16 protein-coding genes are annotated in these 18,857 nt (G+C 73.7%); 3 read left to right on the top strand and 13 right to left on the bottom strand.

Annotated features, from left to right (window positions below; all coding sequences use genetic code 11):
• Positions 1 to 81: 81 nt before the first annotated feature.
• The 6 genes from AC0OO9_RS16895 to tmk form a co-directional block, all read right to left on the bottom strand.
• On the bottom strand, positions 82 to 942 hold the full coding sequence (locus AC0OO9_RS16895; protein WP_484511072.1) for a PSP1 domain-containing protein: 861 nt from the start codon (positions 940 to 942) through the stop codon (positions 82 to 84).
• An 80-nt stretch (positions 943 to 1,022) separates the two neighbouring features.
• Positions 1,023 to 1,709, bottom strand: coding sequence for a hypothetical protein (locus AC0OO9_RS16890; protein ID WP_484511071.1), 687 nt, complete (start codon positions 1,707 to 1,709; stop codon positions 1,023 to 1,025).
• Entirely contained in the window at positions 1,709 to 2,014 is a 306-nt protein-coding gene (locus tag AC0OO9_RS16885; RefSeq protein WP_484511070.1) for a hypothetical protein, read from the bottom strand. Before AC0OO9_RS16885 ends, AC0OO9_RS16890 begins: the two co-directional genes overlap by 1 nt.
• A 1-nt stretch (position 2,015) precedes the next feature.
• A complete protein-coding gene (locus AC0OO9_RS16880) occupies positions 2,016 to 2,345 on the bottom strand; it encodes a YbaB/EbfC family nucleoid-associated protein (RefSeq protein ID WP_132232040.1) in 330 nt (109 codons plus the stop codon).
• Positions 2,346 to 2,526: 181 nt separating this feature from the next.
• A complete protein-coding gene (locus AC0OO9_RS16875) occupies positions 2,527 to 3,798 on the bottom strand; it encodes a DNA polymerase III subunit delta' (protein ID WP_484511069.1) in 1,272 nt (423 codons plus the stop codon).
• Positions 3,798 to 5,861, bottom strand: a complete 2,064-nt coding sequence (gene tmk, locus AC0OO9_RS16870; RefSeq protein WP_484517971.1) for a dTMP kinase — start codon at positions 5,859 to 5,861, stop codon at positions 3,798 to 3,800. Before tmk ends, AC0OO9_RS16875 begins: the two co-directional genes overlap by 1 nt.
• Before the next feature lie 331 nt (positions 5,862 to 6,192).
• On the opposite strand from tmk, the gene AC0OO9_RS16865 reads away from it, so the two are divergent.
• Positions 6,193 to 7,401, top strand: coding sequence for an amino acid deaminase/aldolase (locus tag AC0OO9_RS16865; protein ID WP_484511068.1), 1,209 nt, complete (start codon positions 6,193 to 6,195; stop codon positions 7,399 to 7,401).
• A gap of 61 nt (positions 7,402 to 7,462) precedes the next feature.
• Here AC0OO9_RS16865 and AC0OO9_RS16860 read toward each other — a convergent pair whose 3' ends face one another.
• Complete coding sequence (locus AC0OO9_RS16860; protein WP_132232438.1) at positions 7,463 to 8,035, bottom strand: TetR/AcrR family transcriptional regulator; 573 nt, start codon at positions 8,033 to 8,035, stop codon at positions 7,463 to 7,465.
• Positions 8,036 to 8,257: 222 nt separating this feature from the next.
• Between AC0OO9_RS16860 and AC0OO9_RS16855 the strand changes: the two genes are divergently transcribed.
• Positions 8,258 to 9,574 (top strand): D-arabinono-1,4-lactone oxidase, encoded by a 1,317-nt coding sequence (locus AC0OO9_RS16855; RefSeq protein ID WP_484511067.1) that lies wholly within the window; start codon positions 8,258 to 8,260, stop codon positions 9,572 to 9,574.
• A 180-nt stretch (positions 9,575 to 9,754) separates the two neighbouring features.
• The gene (locus AC0OO9_RS16850) at positions 9,755 to 10,681 is read left to right on the top strand and encodes a DUF559 domain-containing protein (RefSeq protein WP_484511066.1); all 927 of its coding nucleotides are present in this window, start codon (positions 9,755 to 9,757) and stop codon (positions 10,679 to 10,681) included.
• Between the two features lie 104 nt (positions 10,682 to 10,785).
• On the opposite strand, the gene topA is transcribed toward AC0OO9_RS16850, so the two are convergent.
• The 6 genes from topA to AC0OO9_RS16820 form a co-directional block, all read right to left on the bottom strand.
• A complete protein-coding gene (topA, locus tag AC0OO9_RS16845; protein ID WP_484511065.1) occupies positions 10,786 to 13,614 on the bottom strand; it encodes a type I DNA topoisomerase in 2,829 nt (942 codons plus the stop codon).
• A 344-nt stretch (positions 13,615 to 13,958) separates the two neighbouring features.
• Complete coding sequence (locus AC0OO9_RS16840; protein ID WP_484511064.1) at positions 13,959 to 14,669, bottom strand: hypothetical protein; 711 nt, start codon at positions 14,667 to 14,669, stop codon at positions 13,959 to 13,961.
• On the bottom strand, positions 14,660 to 15,202 hold the full coding sequence (locus tag AC0OO9_RS16835; protein WP_393168813.1) for a hypothetical protein: 543 nt from the start codon (positions 15,200 to 15,202) through the stop codon (positions 14,660 to 14,662). The genes AC0OO9_RS16840 and AC0OO9_RS16835 overlap by 10 nt, the downstream gene beginning before the upstream one ends.
• A gap of 115 nt (positions 15,203 to 15,317) precedes the next feature.
• Positions 15,318 to 17,672, bottom strand: a complete 2,355-nt coding sequence (locus AC0OO9_RS16830) for a sodium-translocating pyrophosphatase (RefSeq protein ID WP_484511063.1) — start codon at positions 17,670 to 17,672, stop codon at positions 15,318 to 15,320.
• A 345-nt stretch (positions 17,673 to 18,017) separates the two neighbouring features.
• Complete coding sequence (locus tag AC0OO9_RS16825; RefSeq protein WP_132232054.1) at positions 18,018 to 18,452, bottom strand: ATP-binding protein; 435 nt, start codon at positions 18,450 to 18,452, stop codon at positions 18,018 to 18,020.
• Complete coding sequence (locus AC0OO9_RS16820) at positions 18,452 to 18,808, bottom strand: STAS domain-containing protein (RefSeq protein ID WP_151453426.1); 357 nt, start codon at positions 18,806 to 18,808, stop codon at positions 18,452 to 18,454. Before AC0OO9_RS16820 ends, AC0OO9_RS16825 begins: the two co-directional genes overlap by 1 nt.
• Positions 18,809 to 18,857: the final 49 nt, after the last annotated feature.

Below are 18,857 nucleotides of genomic sequence, written 5' to 3'. Positions count from 1 at the left end.
TGGTCGCCCTCCGCGTCTCCCGACGCGGGGGGCGACCCTCTTTTCACGTCGAGCGGGCGTCAGGCTGTCGGGCGGGGCCGGTCAGCCCTCCTCGGCTTCCGCGACCGACTGGCCACGGCTCTCGTAGGCCTGCCGCGGCCCGCAGACCGAAGCGCGCGAGCAGGAACACCGGGAGCCGTCCGCGTCCATGCGTACGGTCACCGCGTCGCGCGGCACGCTGTGCCCCACCACCCGGCCCGTGCCCTCGGGCGTCGTCACCCGACTGCCCACCGCCGGGGCGGACTCCTGGAACCGCTGGTAGAGCGGGTGCTCGTACTTCAGGCAGCACATCAGCCGGCCGCACGCTCCGGAGATGCGCAGCGGGTTGAGCGGCAGGTCCTGGTCCTTCGCCATCCGGATGGTGACCGGCTCGAAGTCGGTGAGGAAGGTGGCACAGCAGAGGTCCCGGCCGCAGGAGCCGATGCCGCCCTGCACCCGCGCCGAGTCCCGGGCGGAGAGCTGCCGCAGCTCGACCCGGCAGTGCAGGGTGGCGCCGAGGTCCCGGACCAGCGCGCGGAAGTCCACCCGGTGCGGGGCCGTGAAGTAGATGGTGCTCCGCTCGCCGCCACCCTCGGCGGCTCCCAGCACGTGGTCGATCGCCACCACCTTCATCGGCAGGGCGTGCTCCCGGATCAGCCGCTTCGCCGCGACCTTGGCCTCGGCCTTGCGGCGGCGCACCGTCTCGTCGCGGTGCAGGTCCTCCTCGCCGGCCAGGCCGGCCAGCCGGGGGAAGCCCTCGGTCTCCTCGGTGACCCACTGCGCCGCCCAGACGCACTCGGCCACCTCGGGCCCGTCGTCGGTGGGCACCAGCACCTTGTCGCCGACCTGGGGACGCAGCTCGCCCGGGTCCAGGTAGTAGAGGCGCCCGTACCGCTGGAAGCTGACCGCGCAGAGCATGCCCATGCCTCACACCCTACGACGCGCGGACCGGAGCGGCCGGGCCGGCAGTCGCCATCCGGCTACCGCGCGTGCACCCGGGTCCGTCACCAGCCGACGCGGGTGGGGGTGTCGTAGCGGGGACGGTCGACCACCGGCGCCCGCCAGCGGGACTCGGCGAGGCTCGGCGCCCACTGGCGCAGCAGGGTCTCGGCCCCGTCGTAGGCGACGCTGAGCACCGCCAGCACCCGCGCGGCGATCTCGGCGGCCTCGCTCCCGCCCGGACCCGGGGCAGCCCGGTGCCCTGGTGCGCCGCCCGGCGTCGACGTCGCGGCGACCACTGTCACCGCCTCGGCACACCGGAGGACGTCGGCGAGCGCCCGGGCCAGTGCGAGCCGGCTGCCCTCGACCCAGTCGGCGAGCGCGTCGGCGTAGCCGGCCGTCGACTCCAGCCGGCCGACCAGGCTCTCCGGCCCCTCGTCGAGGTGGCGCAGCAGGGCCGCCCGGGCCTGCCCGTAGGACGACGCGGCCGGACCGGACCAGAGCACCGGGTCGGTCAGCGCGGCGCACGCGTCGTCGTAGCCCCGCATGAGGCGGCGCGCGGTGTGGCCGGCGGCGGCCAGCGGCGCCGGATGCAGGTCGAGGAAGTTGCGGACGGCCTCGCCGGGAAGCACCTGCATCCGGCGCAGCAGCGGCCACACGCGGTGCCCCTCGGGGGCTCCTGCGGCGAGCAGCGTGTCGACCCGGCGGAGCAGGTCGAGGCCGGGCTCGGCGAGCCGGTCCAGCGCGTCCATCACGCCTCCCCGGTCAGCCGGTGGCGCGCGGCGCGGTCGACGTCCGCGTAGTGGTCGGCGGCGGCCCGCACCGCCGCCGCGGCGGCGGCCAGCCGCTGGGCGGCGACGTGCGCCTCCCGGGCCCGGTCGCCGGTGGCGGCGGTCCACTGCCGGTGCAGGGCCCGCCCGACCTCCCCGGGCCGGCCGGGGGCGTCGACGCCGAACGCGGCCTGCGCCGGATCGCCGGCGGTGACCGTGCGGGACACGGCGGTCATGGTCTCGCTCGCCTCGTCGAGCCGGGCGGCGAGGGCGCGCAGGCTCTCCATCTCAGGCTCCCGCCAGCGGCCGGTAGGCGGCAAAGGTCTCGTTGTGCAGCTTCTCCCGGGCCCACTGGGCGGCGTCGGCCGCCGCGGTGACCGCCGCCTGCACCGAGCTTGCGACGTCGCGGGGGTTGCGGGTGTGCAGCGGGCCCAGGAAGCGCACGTCGGTGATCCGCCCGCCGGCGGTGACCACCACCTCGACCAGCCCGTCGGGCGATCGCACGGTGACTTCGACGGTCGACACCGCCTGGTCGAACTCGGTCTGGAGGGACTCGATCCGGCGGTAGCGCCGCACCGCCTCCTCGATCCAGGCCTCGTCGATCTCCCCCCGCGGCATCGGCGGACCCCTCCCGGAACAGGAAAATCACTGTGCGTGCCGCCGCCGTCACGGCGGCACACCGGACCGTACCGCACAGCAATTGCGCCTGTCGATGCCTGTGGACAACCGGTCCGGCCGCCGGGACTCCGGGGGTGGGTCGGCCGCCGCAGCCCCGGCCCGGGCGGTCCGGTCGGCGGGGTCAGCCCTTCCAGAGCGAGAGCATCATCGCCTCGACGGCGATCCGGGGCTTGACGTTCGCCTCGATCGCCGCCCGGCACTCCAGCACCGCTTCCAGGCGGCGCAGCGCCCCCTCGGCGTCCCATTTCTGCGCGCCCGCCCCGGCCAGCGCGGCGGTGTCGGTGTGCACCGGCGCCACGGGGGCGCGCAGCGCCATGGTGAGCGCGTCGCGGTAGAAGCCGGCCAGGTCGACCAGCGCCCGGTCCAGCGCGTCCCGCTGGGCCCGGGTGGCCCGGGACTTCTGCCGCTTCTCCAGGTCCTTCAGCTGCCCGGCGGCTCCCCGCATCGCGCCGGCCGCCCCCCGCCCGGTGCCACCGGCGCCGAGCGCGGTCTCCAGCGCCGCCCGCTCGGCCGCGGCGGTCTCCGCGACGGACGCCTCGGCCTCCGCCTCGGCCGCCTCGATCAGCGCCGACGCCGCGTCGAAGGCGGCACCCACCCCGGTCAGCCGGCGCGGCACCGCGAGCACCGCCTCCCGGCGCGTGCGCGCCTCCGGGTCGCGGGCCAGCCGACGGGCCCGCCCCACGTGCCCCTGCGCCGCCGCCGCGGCCCACCGCGCCACGTCGGGCGCGACGCCGTCGCGGCGGGCCAGCACCTCGGCCACCGCCTCCGGCGCGGGCTGCACCAGCGGTACGACCCGGCAGCGCGACCGGATGGTCACCGAGATGTCGTCCGGGTGGGTCGACGGGGCGCAGAGCAGGAAGACCGTCCGCGGGGGCGGCTCCTCGATGGCCTTGAGCAGCGCGTTGCCGGCCGCCTCGGTGAGCCGGTCCGCGTCCTCGATGATCACCACCTGCCAGCGCCCGCCCGACGGCGTGCTGGCGGCGCGCAGCACCAGCGCCCGCATCTCGTTGACGCCGATGGAGAGCCCCTCCGGCACCACCAGCCGGACGTCGGCGTGGGTGCCGGTCATCGTGGTGTGGCAGCCGGGGCACCCGCCGCAGCCGGTGCCGTACGCGCACTGGAGGGCGGCGGCGAAGGCCCGCGCCGCCACCGACCGGCCCGACCCGGGCGGCCCGGTGAAGATCCAGGCGTGCGTCATCCCCGCCCCCGCGTCGACGGCGGCCGCCGGCTGACCGCCGTCGGACTCGTCGGCGAGCGCGTCGAACCCGTCCCCGGCGGCGTCGGTCGTGGGCGAGGCGGCGGCGCGCAGCACGGCGGCCGCCGCGGCGGCGGCCCGGCGCAGCGTGTCGACCGCCTCGTCCTGCCCGACCAGGTCGGCGAAGACGTCGGGCATCAGGTCCGGTGCTCCATCGGTACCAGCTCCGATTCGGATAACTCCGGCTGCACCGAGGTGTCCGGCCCGTGCGCGGGACGCGGGTGCACGATGCCGCCGGGGGCGCCGAACATCTCCTCGACCCGCCGGGCCACCTGCCCGGTGATCTCCTCGACCGGGCGGGACGCGTCGAGCACCAGGTAGCGCTTCGGGTCGGCGGCGGCGAGGTCGAGGAAGGCGTAGCGGACCCGCTCGTGGAAGGCGACGGACTCGGCCTCCAGGTGGTCGGCCGCCTCGGCGCGCGCCGCCACCCGGGCCAGGCCGGTGTGCGGTTCGACGTCCAGCAGCACCACCAGGTCGGGCTTGAGCCCGCCGGTGGCCCACGACGAGAGCCAGGAGACCTCGTCGACGGGGAGCGTCCGCCCCGCCCCCTGGTACGCCAGGGACGAGTCGACGTACCGGTCGCTGATCACGACCGCGCCCCGGACGAGCGCCGGCCGGACGACGGTGGCCACGTGGTGCGCCCGGTCGGCGGCGTAGAGCAGCGCCTCGGCACGCGGCGACGGCACGTCGGAGCCGGGCGCGCCGAGCAGCAGCGACCGGATCCGCTCGCCGACGGCGGTGGCCCCCGGCTCGCGGGTCACCACCACGTCGCGCCCCTGCCCGCGCAGCCGCTCGGCGAGCGCGGCGAGCTGGGTGGACTTGCCGGCGCCCTCGCCGCCCTCGAAGACCACGAAGAGGCCGGCGGAGACGAACGGCTCGGCCGGCATCAGCGGGCGGCCCCGGACCGAACCCCAGAGGTCGGCCAGGACGGGAACGCCCTTCTTGTCGTCCATCTGCCCGAACGCGCTGATGCCGGCGAAGATGCCGGCGGCGCCGGCGGCGAGCAGCAGCAGTCGGGTGGACGAGATCGACACGCCCAGGTCGGCCAACTCCAGCCGGCGCGAGCCGCCGACGCCGGCGAGCAGGCTGCTGAGGCCGATCGCGAGGATCAGCACCAGCCGGGTGCCGATCTGCACCACCGCGAAGACCCGGCCGCGCACCTCGTCGGCGATCTCCCCGCCGAGCAGGGTGGTGCCGGAGAGGAACGCCATTCCGGCGCCCGCGCCGACCAGGACCGCGCCGACCATCGCCATGGAGAGGTGGATGGCGAAGGCCAGGGCCATCACCGAGGCGCTGGCCAGCACGATGCTCATGCCGAACCAGCGCCGCCGGGACATCTCCTTGACGATCATCGGGCCGAGCCCGATGCCGAGCGCGAGGCCGACGAAGATGGCGCCGAAGAGCAGGTAGAAGGCGGCGTCACCGGCGCCGAGCGAGGTGGCGAAGAACTTGGCGGTGCCGATCACGATGCCGCCGCCGGCGAACGCGCCGAAGATGCCGAGCACCAGGCCGCGGACGAGCGGGGTCTGCCCGATGTAGCGCCAGCCCTCCTTGAACTGGCGCATCATGCTCTGCTCGGTGCGGTCCGTCTCGGCGGACTGCCCCTGGCTGATCTCCTTGATGCCGTACGCCACCACCAGCGCGGTGGCCAGCCGGGAGAACGCGTTGAACCAGAGCGCCAGGTCGGCCGGCGCGGCCCAGTCCGGCGTCGAGCCCCCGGTGGCTCCCCGCACGATGCCGTCGAGCGCGGCGAGGATCAGCGCGGCGAGGATGGGGGTGAGGCCGTACGTGGTGATCAGCGTGAGCTGGTTGGCGGCCTCCAGCCGGGCGCGCGGGATCAGGTTGGGGACCGCGGCCTCCTTGGCCGGGATCCACAGCAGCGTGATCGACTCGATCAGGAAGGTGGCGATCGCCGCCCAGCCGACCACGACCGGCCCGCTCGCCCCGAGCAGCGCGACCAGCGGGATCGAGGCGAAGAGCAGGAAGCGCAGCACGTCGCAGATGACCATGGTCCAGCGCCTGTCGAACCGGTCGGCGAACACGCCGGCGACCGGGCCGAGCACCAGCGCCGGCAGCAGCCGGATGGCGATCACGCCACCGAACGCGGCGCCCTGGGCGGTGCTGCCCTGGACCTGGGAGGCGGCGAAGACGCTGGTGGCGAGCAGGCCGAACCAGTCGCCGAAGGAGGCCGCGCCGAGCACGATCCAGAGCCGGCGGAACGGGGTGATCCGCAGCACCGAGCGGATGGCGGCGTAGCCGGAGTGGTCCGGGCCGGGCTTCTCGGCGCCGCCGGGCTTGGTCGAGGACGACGACACGCCGGGCGACTCGCCGTTGAACTGGCTTTCGATGGCCGTACCTCCACGTGCCGGCCCATCACTGGGCAGTCCCGGTGGAACACTCTAGACCCGGCGGGGACCCACCCCGCCGCGACATTCTCCTGTTCGCCGAGCCTAGGCCGCCGCGGCCACCGCCCGCAGCCCGGACAGACGCGAGGGTATTTCGCATTGCCTCCCAGACAGTTAGCGTGCACACGTGGCCATCGAAAGCGACAAACTTCGTGACCGCCTCGACCGGGCGACCGCGCACCTCGACCCGCCGTACGCCGTCGTCGACCTCGCGGCCTTCGACGGCAACGCCGCCGCGCTGGCAGAACGGGCCGCCGGCAAGCCGGTCCGGATCGCCAGCAAGTCCGTCCGCGCCCGGGACCTGATCGGCCGGGCGCTGGGGCGTCCCGGCTGGCGGGGCGTGATGGCCTTCACCCTGCCCGAGGCGCTCTGGCTGGTCCGCGCCGGCGTGACCGACGACGCGCTGGTGGCGTACCCCACGGCCGACCGGGGGGCGCTCGCCGCGCTCGCCGCCGACCCGGCGCTCGCCGCAGCCGTCACGCTGATGATCGACGGCACCGACCAGCTCGACCTCGTCGACGCCGTGTGCCCGCCCGGGCGCCGCCCTGAGCTGCGGGTCTGCCTCGACCTGGACGCCTCCTGGCGACCGCTGGGCGGGCGGGTGCACGTTGGGGTGCGCCGTTCGCCGGTGCACAGCGCCCGGGCCGCCGGCACGCTCGCCGCCACCGTCGCGGGCCGGGCGGGCTTCCGGCTGGTCGGGCTGATGGCGTACGAGGCACAGATCGCCGGCCTCGGCGACGCGCCGCCCGGGCGGGCGGTGCTCGGCTCCGCGATCCGGCTGGCCCAGCGCCGGTCGTACCGCGAGTTGCTGGCCCGCCGGGGCGCGGCGGTGACCGCCGTGCGCGAACACGCCGACCTGGAGTTCGTCAACGGCGGCGGCACCGGCAGCGTGGCCGCGACCAGCGCCGACCCCGCGGTCACCGAGGTCACCGCGGGATCGGGCCTGTACGGGCCGACGCTGTTCGACGCGTACCGCGCCTGGCGCCCCACCCCGGCGGCGGCCTTCGCCTGCGCGGTGGTCCGCCGCCCGGGGCCCGGCCTGGCCACCGTGCTCGGCGGCGGCTGGATCGCCTCCGGCCCGGCCGAGGACAGCCGGTTGCCCCGGCCGTGGCTGCCGGCGGGCCTCGAGCTGATCGGCACGGAGGGGGCCGGCGAGGTGCAGACCCCGCTGGCCGGCGCGGCGGCCGGCGCGCTGCGGGTCGGCGACCGGGTCTGGTTCCGGCACGCGAAGGCCGGCGAGCTGTGCGAGCACGTCAAGGAGTTGCACCTGGTCGAGGGGGACGCGGTCGTGGCCACCGTGCCCACCTACCGGGGCGAGGGCCACGCCTTCCTCTGATCCACGCGCCCGGCGCACCCCGGGCCGGCCTCGCCCGGTCCGGGTACCGGCGCGGCCCCGGTCAGCCGGACTGGTTGGCCTCGGCCGGGGCGTCGACCTGGCGGTGCAGGTACTCCCGGATCAGCGCCTTCGCCTCGACCAGGACCCGGTCGTCGCCCTCGGGCAGCCGGCGGAACGCCAACTTGATCAGCGCGTCGGCCGCCTCCACGGCGATCTCCAGGTGGAACCGGAGGTCGGGGACGTCGAGCCCGAAGCGCTCGGCGAGTACGCGGGCCAACTGGTCCGCGATCACGCCGTTGTTGTCCCGCTGCTCGTCGAGCAGGTGCAGGTCGACCACGTCGCCGAAGTGCAGGGTACGGAAGCCCGGAACGGTGCGGTGCATCGTGATGTACTCGTCGATGCCCGCGTCGACCCCGTCCCACCAGTGGGTCAGGTCGTCGGAGGCGAACCGCTCGTCGAGCCGCTGGAGGTAGGACTCCATCGTGCGCAGGGTCAGCGCCTGCACGATCGCCCGCTTGTCCGGGAAGAACTGGTAGACCGACCCGATCGCCACCTCGGCACGCTCGGCGAGCAGGGTCGTGGTCAGACCCTCGTACCCCACCTCGTCGACGAGTTCTGCACAGGCGTCCAGCATCCGCTGGACCCGTGCGACACTTCGACCCTGCACCGGTACGCGGCGCAGCGGCCCGGCTGTGGCGGCTGGTGTGGACACTCGCCACCCCCCTTCGACGGATGAACATATCTGCACGTCACGGGTTCGTGACTACCGGTACAACGAGCAAACCTCGATTGCGGTATTTACCTGCGACAACGTTGCTGATATGAAGTCAGTTCACATTCATGTGGAGGAGTGCGCATGGCCGGTACCGCACCGCCCACCCTGGCAGCCTGGTCCAACTGGGCCGGCAACCAACGCGCCACCGCCACCACCATCCTGCGCCCCGCCTCCCTCGCCGACGTCACCGAGGCCGTCCGCGCCGCCGCGACGGCCGGGGACCGGATCCGGGCGGTGGGCAGCGGCCACTCCTTCACCGGCGTCGCGGTCACCGACGGACGACGCATGGAACTGACCCACCTGGACACCGGGGTACGCGTCGACGCCGACCGCCGACTGGTCACCGTACCGGCCGGGATCACCCTGCGCGCACTCAACGAACTGCTCGCCGCACACGGCCTGGCACTACCCAACCTGGGCGACATCGACGCGCAGACGATCGCCGGCGCGATCTCCACCGGCACCCACGGCACCGGCGCCGCCTACGGCTGCCTGTCGACGTTCGTCGAGGCGCTCACCCTCGTCACCGGCACCGGCGAGGTGCTGCGCTGCTCCGCCGACGAGCACCCCGACGTCTTCGCCGCCGCCCGGGTGTCGCTGGGCGCGCTCGGGGTGCTCGTCGAGGTGACCCTGCGCTGCGTGGACGCCTTCGTGCTGCGTGCCCACGAGCGGCCGGCGCCGCTGGCGGCCGTGCTCGACGAACTGCCCGAGCTGATCGACAGGCACGACCACGTCGAGTTCTACTGGTTCCCGTACACCGCCCGCGTGCAGGTCAAGGCCAACGACCGGGTGCCCGACGACGACCGGCCACTGCCCCGGTGGCGCGGCTGGCTGGACGACGAGTTCCTGTCCAACACCGTCTTCGCCGGGGCCTGCCGGCTCGGCCGCGCCGTGCCGGCGCTCGCCCGCGGCATCAGTGCCGTCTCCGCCCGCGCGCTCACCGAACGCCGCTACACCGGCCGCTCCGACCAGGTCTTCTGCACCCCGCGCCGGGTCCGCTTCATGGAGATGGAGTACGCCCTGCCGCGCGACGCCCTGCCCGAGGCGCTCGACGCGCTGCGGCGGATCGTCGACGGGCTGCCGTTCAAGGTGCTCTTCCCGGTCGAGGTGCGCTTCACCGCCGCCGACGACATCTGGCTCTCCCACGGCTACGGGCGCGAGTCGGCGTACGTGGCCGTCCACCAGTTCGTCGGCATGCCGTACGAGCCGTACTTCCGGGCCTTCGAGCAGGTCGCCGCGAGCCTCGGCGGCCGGCCCCACTGGGGCAAGCTGCACTGGCGCGACGCGGAGTCGCTCGCGACGGCCTACCCCCGCTGGGCCGACTTCCAGGCGCTACGCGCCCGCCTGGACCCACACCACCTCTTCACCAACCCCCACCTGACCCAAACCCTCGGCTGACCCTCACCCCCGATCCTGCCTGCGGCCGCCGGTGCGATCTTGGTACGAACATGCCCTCCAAGGGGCGCGCTCGTACCAAGATCTGTCCGCCGTCCACAGGGGCGGACACGGGCGGCACCGGGTGGGCAGAGTGCGGGTGTGGCGAGGTCTCCAAGTTCTCTGGCAGGGCTACGGCGGGCGTTGCCGGGTGACGACGCCGACGAGCTGACCTGGCTGCTGTTCCATCAGGAAGACGTGATCAGCCTCGACCAGGCCCGGCGCCATCTGTCGTCGAAGGCGATCCGGCACCGGGTCGCCGCCCGCCGTTGGCGCCAGGTGCACCGTGCCGTCTTCGTCGCGCACAACGGTCCGGTCGGTCCCGCCCAGCATCGGTGGATCGCCGTGCTCGCCGCCGGGCCGGCCGCGATGCTCGGCGGGCTCACGGCGGCCCAGGCCTGGGGTCTACGCGGTCACGACAGCCGGATCGTGGACGTGCTCCTGCCGGCCGCGCACCAGAGCCGCGCCCTGCCACCCGGCGTACGCCTGCACCGGACCACACTGCTCGGCGAGGAGGACGTGCTGCACGTCGGGCAGCCTCCCCGCACCATGCCTGCCCGGTCGCTGGTCGACGCGGCGCAGTGGGCGGCGACCGACGAGCAGGCTCGGGCGATCATCGCCGCCGGTTTCCAGCAACGCCTCGTCGGCGGCGACGACCTCCACCTGGTCCTGGACGCCATGCCCCGGATCCGGCGCCGAAATCTGATCCGACAGACCGCCGCGGACGCCGCCGGAGGCGCGCATTCCCTGGCCAAGCTGGACTTCCTCGACCTGGTCCGACGAGCGGGGCTGCCCGAGCCCTCCCGGCAGGTCGTCCGACGCGATGCCGACGGACGTCGCCGCTATCTCGACGTGTGGTTCGGACAGTGGCGGGTGCACGTGGAGATCGACGGCGGGCAGCACCTCGACCCCGCCACCGCCTGGACGGACATGCGCCGGCAGAACGACCTGTGGGTCGAGGGCGACCGGGTGCTCCGCTTCCCCGCCTGGGCGGTACGCAACGACCCTCAGACGGTCCTCGCCCAGGTCCGAGCAGCCCTGCGCGCCGCCGGTTGGCCAGGCTGGTCCTGACCCGGATCCGCCCACCTGCGCCGGATCTTGGTACGAACATGCCCTCCGAGGGGCGCGCTCGTACCAAGATCTCTCGCGACGCCGGCCGGCGAGCGAGGCGGGTGTCAGTCCGGGCTGGTGGTGGCCTTTCTAGGGGCCGCCTTCTTCGCCGGGGTCTTCCTGGCGGTGGTGGCCTTGGCCGTCGTGGTCTTCTTCGCCGCCGTCGACTTGGTCGCCGCGGCCGTCTTCTTCGCCGCCGTGGCCTTCTTGGCGGGCGCCTTCTTCGCGGCGGCCTTCTTCTTCGGCGCCGGCCCCTTCGCCCGCTTCTCGGCGAGCATCTCGGAGGCCTCCTCGATGGTCAACGCCTCCGGGGTCTGGCCGCGCCGCAGCGACGCGTTCGTCTCGCCGTCGGTGACGTACGGGCCGAACCGGCCGTCCTTGATGACCAGCGGCTTCTCCGTCAACGGGTCGACGCCCATCTCCCGCAGCGGCGGCGCGGCGGCCCGACGCTGGCGGGCCTTCGGGGCGGCCAGCAGGGCCAGCGCCTCGTCCAGCGTGACGGTGAACATCTTCTCTTCGGAGTCCAGCGAGCGGAACTCGTCACCCTGCTTGACGTACGGGCCGTAGCGGCCGTTGTTCGCCAGGACCTCGGCGCCGTCCGGGGCCACCCCGACCAGCCGGGGCAGGCTGAGCAGCTTCAGCGCCTCGTCGAAGGTCAGCGAGTCGGGCGACTGTGAGCGCAGCAGCGACGACTTGCGCTCGCCACTGGCCACGTACGGGCCGAAGCGGCCCGACTTGAGCAGGATCGGCTCACCGGTGGCCGGGTCGTCGCCGAGCTTGCGCTCGCCCCCGCCGCCGAGGAACAGCTCGTGCACCTTCTCCGGGGTCAGCTCGTCCGGCGCCAGCCCCTCGGGGATCGGGGCCCGGTCGCCCTGGCCGCCGCCCTCCTCCCCCTCGGCGGCCGGCGCCTGCTGCTCGCCCGGCACCGCCCGCTGGAGGTACGGCCCGTAGCGGCCCACCCGCACGACGACCTCGCGGCCCTCGTCGTCGGTGAACAGCGGGATGGAGTTGACGCTGCGCGCGTCGATCTCGTTGAGGTTCTCGGTGACCAGCTTCTTCAGCCCGCCCGAGCGGGCGATGTCCCGGTCGCCGGCGCCGTTGGCGCCGCCGAAGTAGAACGCCGTGAGGAAGTCGACGGCGGCGTGGTCCCCGCCGGCGATCTCGTCCAGCTCGTTCTCCATGCTGGCGGTGAAGTCGTAGTCGATCAGGCGCGGGTAGTGCCGCTCCAGCAGGCCGATCACGGCGAAGGCCAGGAAGGTCGGGATCATCGCCTGGCCGCGCTTGGTCACGTAGCCGCGGTCCTGGATCGTCTGCATGATCGACGCGTACGTCGACGGGCGGCCGATGCCCAGCTCCTCGAGGGCCTTCACCAGCGACGCCTCGGTGTAGCGCGACGGCGGTTGGGTGTGGTGGCCCTGCGCGGCCAACTCGTCGGCGGTGAGCGGCTGGCCCTTGACCAGGTTGGGCAGGCGACGCTCGGCGTCCTCGGCCTCGGCGTTCTCGTCGTCGCTGGACTCGACGTACGCCCGCAGGAAACCCGGGTCGGTGATGGTCTTGCCGGTGGCGCCGAAGTCAGCCTCCTCCTGGGCGGAGGAGACGGCGCGGATGCGCACCGAGACGCTGGAGCCGACGGCGTCGGTCATCTGCGAGGCGATGGTGCGCCGCCAGATCAGCTCGTAGAGCTTGAACTCCTCGGCGGAGAGCTCCTTGGCCACGTCGCCCGGGGTGCGGAAGTTGTCCCCCGCCGGGCGGATCGCCTCGTGCGCCTCCTGCGCGTTCTTCACCTTGCCGGTGTAGCGGCGCGGCTCCGGCGGCACGCTGCGCTCGCCGTACAGCTCGACGATCTGCCGGCGGGCCGCCGTGATGGCGGTCTCCGACAGGTTCACCGAGTCGGTACGCATGTAGGTGATGTAGCCGTTCTCGTAGAGGCGCTGCGCGGTGCGCATCGTCTGCTGCGACGAGAACCGCAGCTTGCGGGCCGCCTCCTGCTGGAGGGTCGAGGTGATGAACGGCGCGTACGGGCGGCGGCGGTAGGGCTTCTCCTCGACCCGGGTGACGGTGAACGGCCGGCCCTGAAGGCGGGCCGCGAGCCCGTGGGCGCCGGCCGAGTCGAGGTGGACCACGCCTGCGCCGGGCTTCACCCGGCCGGTGGTCGGCTCGAAGTCCTTGCCGGTGGCGATCCGGTCACCGTTCAGCGCGACCAGGGTGGCGTTGAAGTTACGCGGGCCCTCGCCGGCGTTCGCCACGGCCAGGGTGGCCAGGATGTCCCAGTATTCCGCCGTGCGGAAGGCCATCCGCTGCCGCTCGCGCTCGACCACGATCCGGGTCGCCACGGACTGCACCCGGCCCGCCGAGAGCTTCGGCATGACCTTCTTCCACAGCACGGGCGAGACCTCGTAGCCGTAGAGGCGGTCGAGGATGCGCCGGGCCTCCTGGGCGTCGACCAGGTCGCGGTCGATCTCCCGGGGGTTGGCCACCGCGGCCTGGATGGCCGGCTTGGTGATCTCGTGGAAGACCATCCGCTTGACCGGCACCTTGGGCTTGAGCGTCTCCACCAGGTGCCAGGCGATCGCCTCGCCCTCGCGGTCCTCATCCGTCGCCAGGAAGATCTCGTCGACCTCCTTGGCCAGCTTCACCAGCTTGCTGATCTGCTGCTTGCGGTCGGCGGAGACCACGTAGAGGGCGTGGAAGCCGTTGTCGACGTCCACCCCGAGCCGGGCCCACGACTCGCCCTTGTACTTGGCCGGCACGTCGGCGGCGTTGCGCGGGAGGTCCCGGACGTGGCCGAAGCTGGCCTCCACGACGTACCCCGGGCCGAGATAGCCCGAGATCGTCTTGGCCTTCGCCGGTGACTCGACGATGACCAGACGGGTGGTTCCAGCGTTGCTCGGCACGTCTCTCCCCGACCTCACTCCTGCTCGCAGCCACCGGCGCCCGGTTCGGGGCCACTTTCGGCCCGCCGACCCCCGGCGGCCCGGATGTCCAACGTAACGCGCCGTCCGCGTTTCGGGTTTCGCGGGCGGCAAACCGTCCCGGCGGGGCGGCCTCTTTCTCCGCCGGCGGCGGGGCGTGCCGGACGGCGCCACCGTACACCGTGCGTGTGCCGCCGGGCGGGACACTGTGACGATGGCGGACCCTCGGCCGAGGCGTCACCCGGCTGTTTTCCGCGAAATTGCGCACTTGTTGTCCCTCATCGGACAGGCCCGACCGGCGCGGCGGGGCGGGCGCCGGCGGGCGGTCAGGAGCGGGCCGGCCAGTCGGTCGCGGGGGCGGCGGGCGGCGGGTCGCCCACCAGCTCGGCCAGGCGGGCGAGCCGCCGCCGGCCGGTGATCCGGTACGCGGGCCCGCCCTCGCCGGGCCCGAGCAGCGCCCCGGCCAGGCCGACCGCGTCGAGCGCCCCGCCGACCGGCCCCCAGCACTCCTCGTCGGCGGCGCCGAGCCGGAGCAGGAAACCGGACGGCTCGGCGGCCCCCGCCGCGGCGAGCCAGAGCCGCAGCCGCCGCCCGTTGAGGTGGAAGCCGGCGGGCGGCCGCTTGCCCGTACCGCGCAGCCAGGCCGCCGCGAGCGGCTTCAGCGTGCGGGCGTACGAGGTGCGCACCGCGTGCCGCCCGTCGGTGGTCGCCTCCCAGGTGGCCGCCACCCCGCGCAGCGCCAGCTCGGCGACGAGGACGTGCACCCGCCAGGCCGCGTCGACCACGACCGAGAGCCGGGCCGTGCCGCCCATCCGGACCGCCTCGCCCGGGCCGGCCAGCAGCCCGGCGAGATCGGCGATGGACGGGTCCGCCGCCTCCGCGCCGAAGAAGGTCAGCTGCCGGGCGGACTCGTCGGCGTCGGCCGGCGGGGGCGGTACGGGTCGGCGGGCGACCGGCGCGACCCGGTCCGCAGGCGCCGGGAAGAGCACCGGCAGCGCTTCGCCGCCGGACGGGTCACCGGTCCCGCTCAGCGACACTCCGGCACCTCGTCGAAGGCGCGTTTCAACTCCTCGGAGTTGAGCTGGCTGGTGTCGAGCGCGCTGGCGTCGTACTCCTTGTTCAGGGTGTCCACGGCGGCCCGGACGCCGTCGTAGAAGACGGTGGGCTGGCCGGTGCCCAGCCCGTCGATGGTGTCGCGGGCCCGGCCGTACGCGTCGCGCACCTTCGCCAGCGAGGCCTGGAAGCCCGCCGAGACCTCCTCGCCGCGCTCGGCGTCCGGGACGCCGGCCTCCTCGACCTTGCGCCGGGCGGTCTCGCTGGCCTGCTCCGCGCCGCCGAAGAGCCGCACCAGGTTCTCCTTCGCCTGCGCCGGGGTGGTCTGGGCGGTCATCTGCTGGTCGGTGCTGCTGGTCAGCTTGCTGATCTCGGCCCGCCACGGGGTGAGCGCGGAGCAGACCGACGCCGCCCACGACCGGGAGTCGGGGCCGCCGCCGCATCCGGCGAGCACGAGAACGAGCGTGGCCAGGACCACCGTGAGCTTTCCGGCGGCTGCCGCCCGGCACGTGCGCATGCGTTGCAGCGTACGGCCTCTGTCGAGTCCGGGCACCGGACAGGTTTGCCGGGTGGCACGGGGTGGTCCCCGGCCGGCCGCGCGGGCCGACCGGGGACCTCCGATGCCGGACGGATCAGGCGTTGACCGTCTCGGGCCGCTGGTCCGGGCTGCCCGCGCCCGTGCCGGAGTCGGCGTCGGACATGGCCACGCCCTTGCGCTTGCTGAACACCACCGCCGCGGCGATGATCAGCGTCGCTGCCACGGCGATCCCCACCCGCAGGGCGGTGTTCCGCTCGTCACCCACGCTCCAGGCCACCACGGCCGGCGCGATCAGCAGCGAGACCAGGTTCATCACCTTGATCAGCGGGTTGATCGCCGGGCCGGCGGTGTCCTTGAACGGGTCGCCGACGGTGTCGCCGATGACCGTGGCGGCGTGCGACTCGGAGCCCTTGCCGCCGTACGCGCCGTCCTCGACGAGCTTCTTGGCGTTGTCCCAGGCACCGCCGGAGTTGGACAGGAAGACAGCCATCAGCGTGCCGGCGCCGATCGCACCGGCCAGGTACGCCGCCAGCGCGCCCGGCCCGAGGCCGAAGCCCACCGCGATCGGCGCGAGGATGGCGAGCAGACCGGGGGTCATCAGCTCGCGCTGCGCGTCCCGGGTGCAGATGTCGACGACCTTGCCGTACTCGGGGCGCTGGGTGCCGTCCATGATGCCGGGCAGCTCGCGGAACTGCCGGCGTACCTCCATCACGACCGCGCCCGCCGAGCGGGAGACCGCGTTGATGGCCAGGCCGGAGAAGAGGAACACCACCGCCGCGCCGATGATCAGGCCGACCAGGTTGCGCGGGTTCGCCACGTTCAGCGAGTTGAGGATCTCGGTGCCGACGTCGCCCACGCCGGCGTCCGAGTACGCGGTGCGCAGCGTGTCGGTGTACGAGCCGAACAGCGCCGTCGCGGCGAGCACCGCCGTGGCGATCGCGATGCCCTTGGTGATCGCCTTGGTGGTGTTGCCGACCGCGTCCAGCTCGGTGAGCGTCCGGGCGCCGTGCTCGTCGATGTCGCCGGACATCTCCGCCACGCCCTGGGCGTTGTCGGAGATCGGGCCGAAGGTGTCCATCGCGACGATCACGCCGACCGTGGTGAGCAGGCCGGTGCCGGCCATCGCCACGGCGAACAGCGAGAGCGTGATGGAGCTGCCGCCGAGCAGGAACGCGCCGAACACGCCGGCGCCGATCAGCAGCGCCGAGTAGACCGCCGACTCCAGGCCGACGCTGATGCCGGCGAGGATGACGGTGGCGGCGCCCGTCTGCGAGCTCTTGCCGATGTCCTGCACCGGGCGCCGGTTGGTCTCGGTGAAGTAGCCGGTCAGCGCCTGGATCGCCGCCGCCAGCACGATGCCGATGACGACCGCGCCGATGGCGACCGTCCGCGGGTTCTCGCTGACGTCGGTCAGCCCGCCCTCCAGCTCGGCGAAGGTGGCCGGAAGGTACGCGTACGTGGCGATCGCCACCAGCACCGCGGAGAGCAACGCCGAGATGTAGAAGGCCCGGTTGATCGCGGTCAGACCGTTGCGGTCCGAGGCGCGCAGCCGGGTGATGAAGACGCCCACGATCGCGACGAGCACGCCGATGGTGGAGACGATCAGCGGGAAGACCAGGCCCTGCTCGCCGAAGGCGGCGCGGCCGAGGATCAGCGCGGCGACCAGGGTGACCGCGTACGACTCGAAGAGGTCGGCGGCCATGCCGGCGCAGTCACCCACGTTGTCGCCCACGTTGTCGGCGATGGTGGCGGCGTTGCGCGGGTCGTCCTCGGGGATGCCCTGCTCGACCTTGCCGACCAGGTCGGCGCCGACGTCGGCGGCCTTGGTGAAGATGCCGCCGCCGACCCGCATGAACATGGCGAGCAGCGCGGCGCCGAAGCCGAAGCCCTCCAGCACGGTCGGCGCGTCGCTGCGGTAGAACAGCACGACCAGCGCGGCGCCGAAGAGGCCGAGGCCGACGGTGAGGAAGCCGACCACGCCACCGGTGCGGAAGGCGATCTTCATCGCGGCCTCCCGGCCGCCTTCGCGCTCCCGGGCGGCGGCGGCGACCCGCAGGTTGGCGCGGGTGGCCAGCCACATGCCGGCGCCGCCGATGAACGCGCTGAACAGCGCGCCCACGACGAAGAAGACGGACCGGCCGATCTTCACCGCCACTTCGCTGCCGTCGGTGCCGTGCACCGGCAGCAGGAAGAGCAGCACCACGGCGATGACCACGAAGATCGCCAGGGTCCGGAACTGCCGGAGCAGGTAGGCCGAGGCGCCCTCCTGGACCGCGCCGGAGATCTCCTGCATTTTGTTGGTGCCCTTGCCGGCGGCCAGTACGGCCTTCGTCAGCGCGCCGGCGAAGGCGAGCGCCACCAGCGCGATGACCGCGGCGATGACGACGTACGTGACGTTGTTTCCGGTGAGGGAGATCCCGCCGCCATCGGCGGCCAAGGTGTCGGACATCTGTGTCCTCCTGTACCGAACGCTCGCGCCGGCCGGTGGAGACGCACCGACCCGGCGCCTGGATGCGGAGTCGCAAGCGCGCGCCACTCCACCCCGGTCGGACCAGCGATGAACAACCGTTCCCGCTGGCCGCGGGATGGATCACTTGCTGACAACTCGCGTACTCTAGCCCTCCACAGTGTTGGAGGTCACACCGAGGGGGCACCGCGCCGCGATGATCTTCGTCGCTGTGTTATGAGGAAAAATCTGATATAGGAGCCCATCCATGCCAAGGAGGCCGCGCCCCGGCGGGACACGGCCTCTCACGGCGTACGACGCCCTCGGCGAGGGCGGTGGAAGATCAGCTCACCGGCCGACGGGCCAGACCATCCGCACCTCGGTGCCGATGCCCTCGTCGACCGGGCGCACCTGGAGGTCCTCGACGAAACCGGCCAGCAGCGCGAAGCCCACGCCGGTGGTGAGGTCGTCCTCGTCGAGCGACTCGTTGGCGAGCTGGTCGGCGTTGAGCGCCGCCAGGCCGAGACCGGCCTCGATCGGCGCGCGGTCGACGACCCGCACCGCGTACGCGCCCGTGTCGGACATCTCGACGAGCACGGGCTCGGACACGCCGTACTGGCGGTGCAGGGCGACCGCGCGGGTGCACGCCTCGCCGATGGCCAGCCGTACCTCGTCCAGCAGCTCCTCGCGGACCCCGGCCCGCCGGGCGACCGCCACGCCGACCAGGCGCGCGGTGCGCACGTGCACCGGGGCCGGCGAGAAGGAGAGCTTGACCGTGGCCATCAGACGCCGGTGCCGGCCGGGTCGGTGCCGACCGCCGCGTCGACCGTGGGATGCAGCGGGAAGACCTGGTCGAGCGCGGTGATCCGGAAGATCTTGAGCAGCGGCTCCTTGTCGCAGACCAGGGCGAACGAGCCGCCGGCCGCGCGCAGCCGCTTGAGCGCGCCGACCAGCACGCCCAGCCCGGTGGAGTCGAGGAAGTCCACCCGACCCAGGTCGACCACGACGTGGCGGGCCCCACCGTCGATCAGCTCGAGGAGCCGCTCCCGTAGCCGGGGCGCGGTGTAGACGTCCACCTCACCGCCGACCTCGAGCACCGTGTGCTCGCCCACGGTGCGGGTCGCCAGCGACAGCTCCATCGGTCCTCCCTCGCAAGAGCCGTAAACTCTCCTGGGCATCTAACCATCC

It is taken from the genome of Micromonospora sp. USAFONa4 (assembly GCF_057197825.1).
The sequence above is the reverse complement of the archived record's forward strand: the minus strand, read 5'-3'. Positions and strand labels throughout refer to the sequence as shown.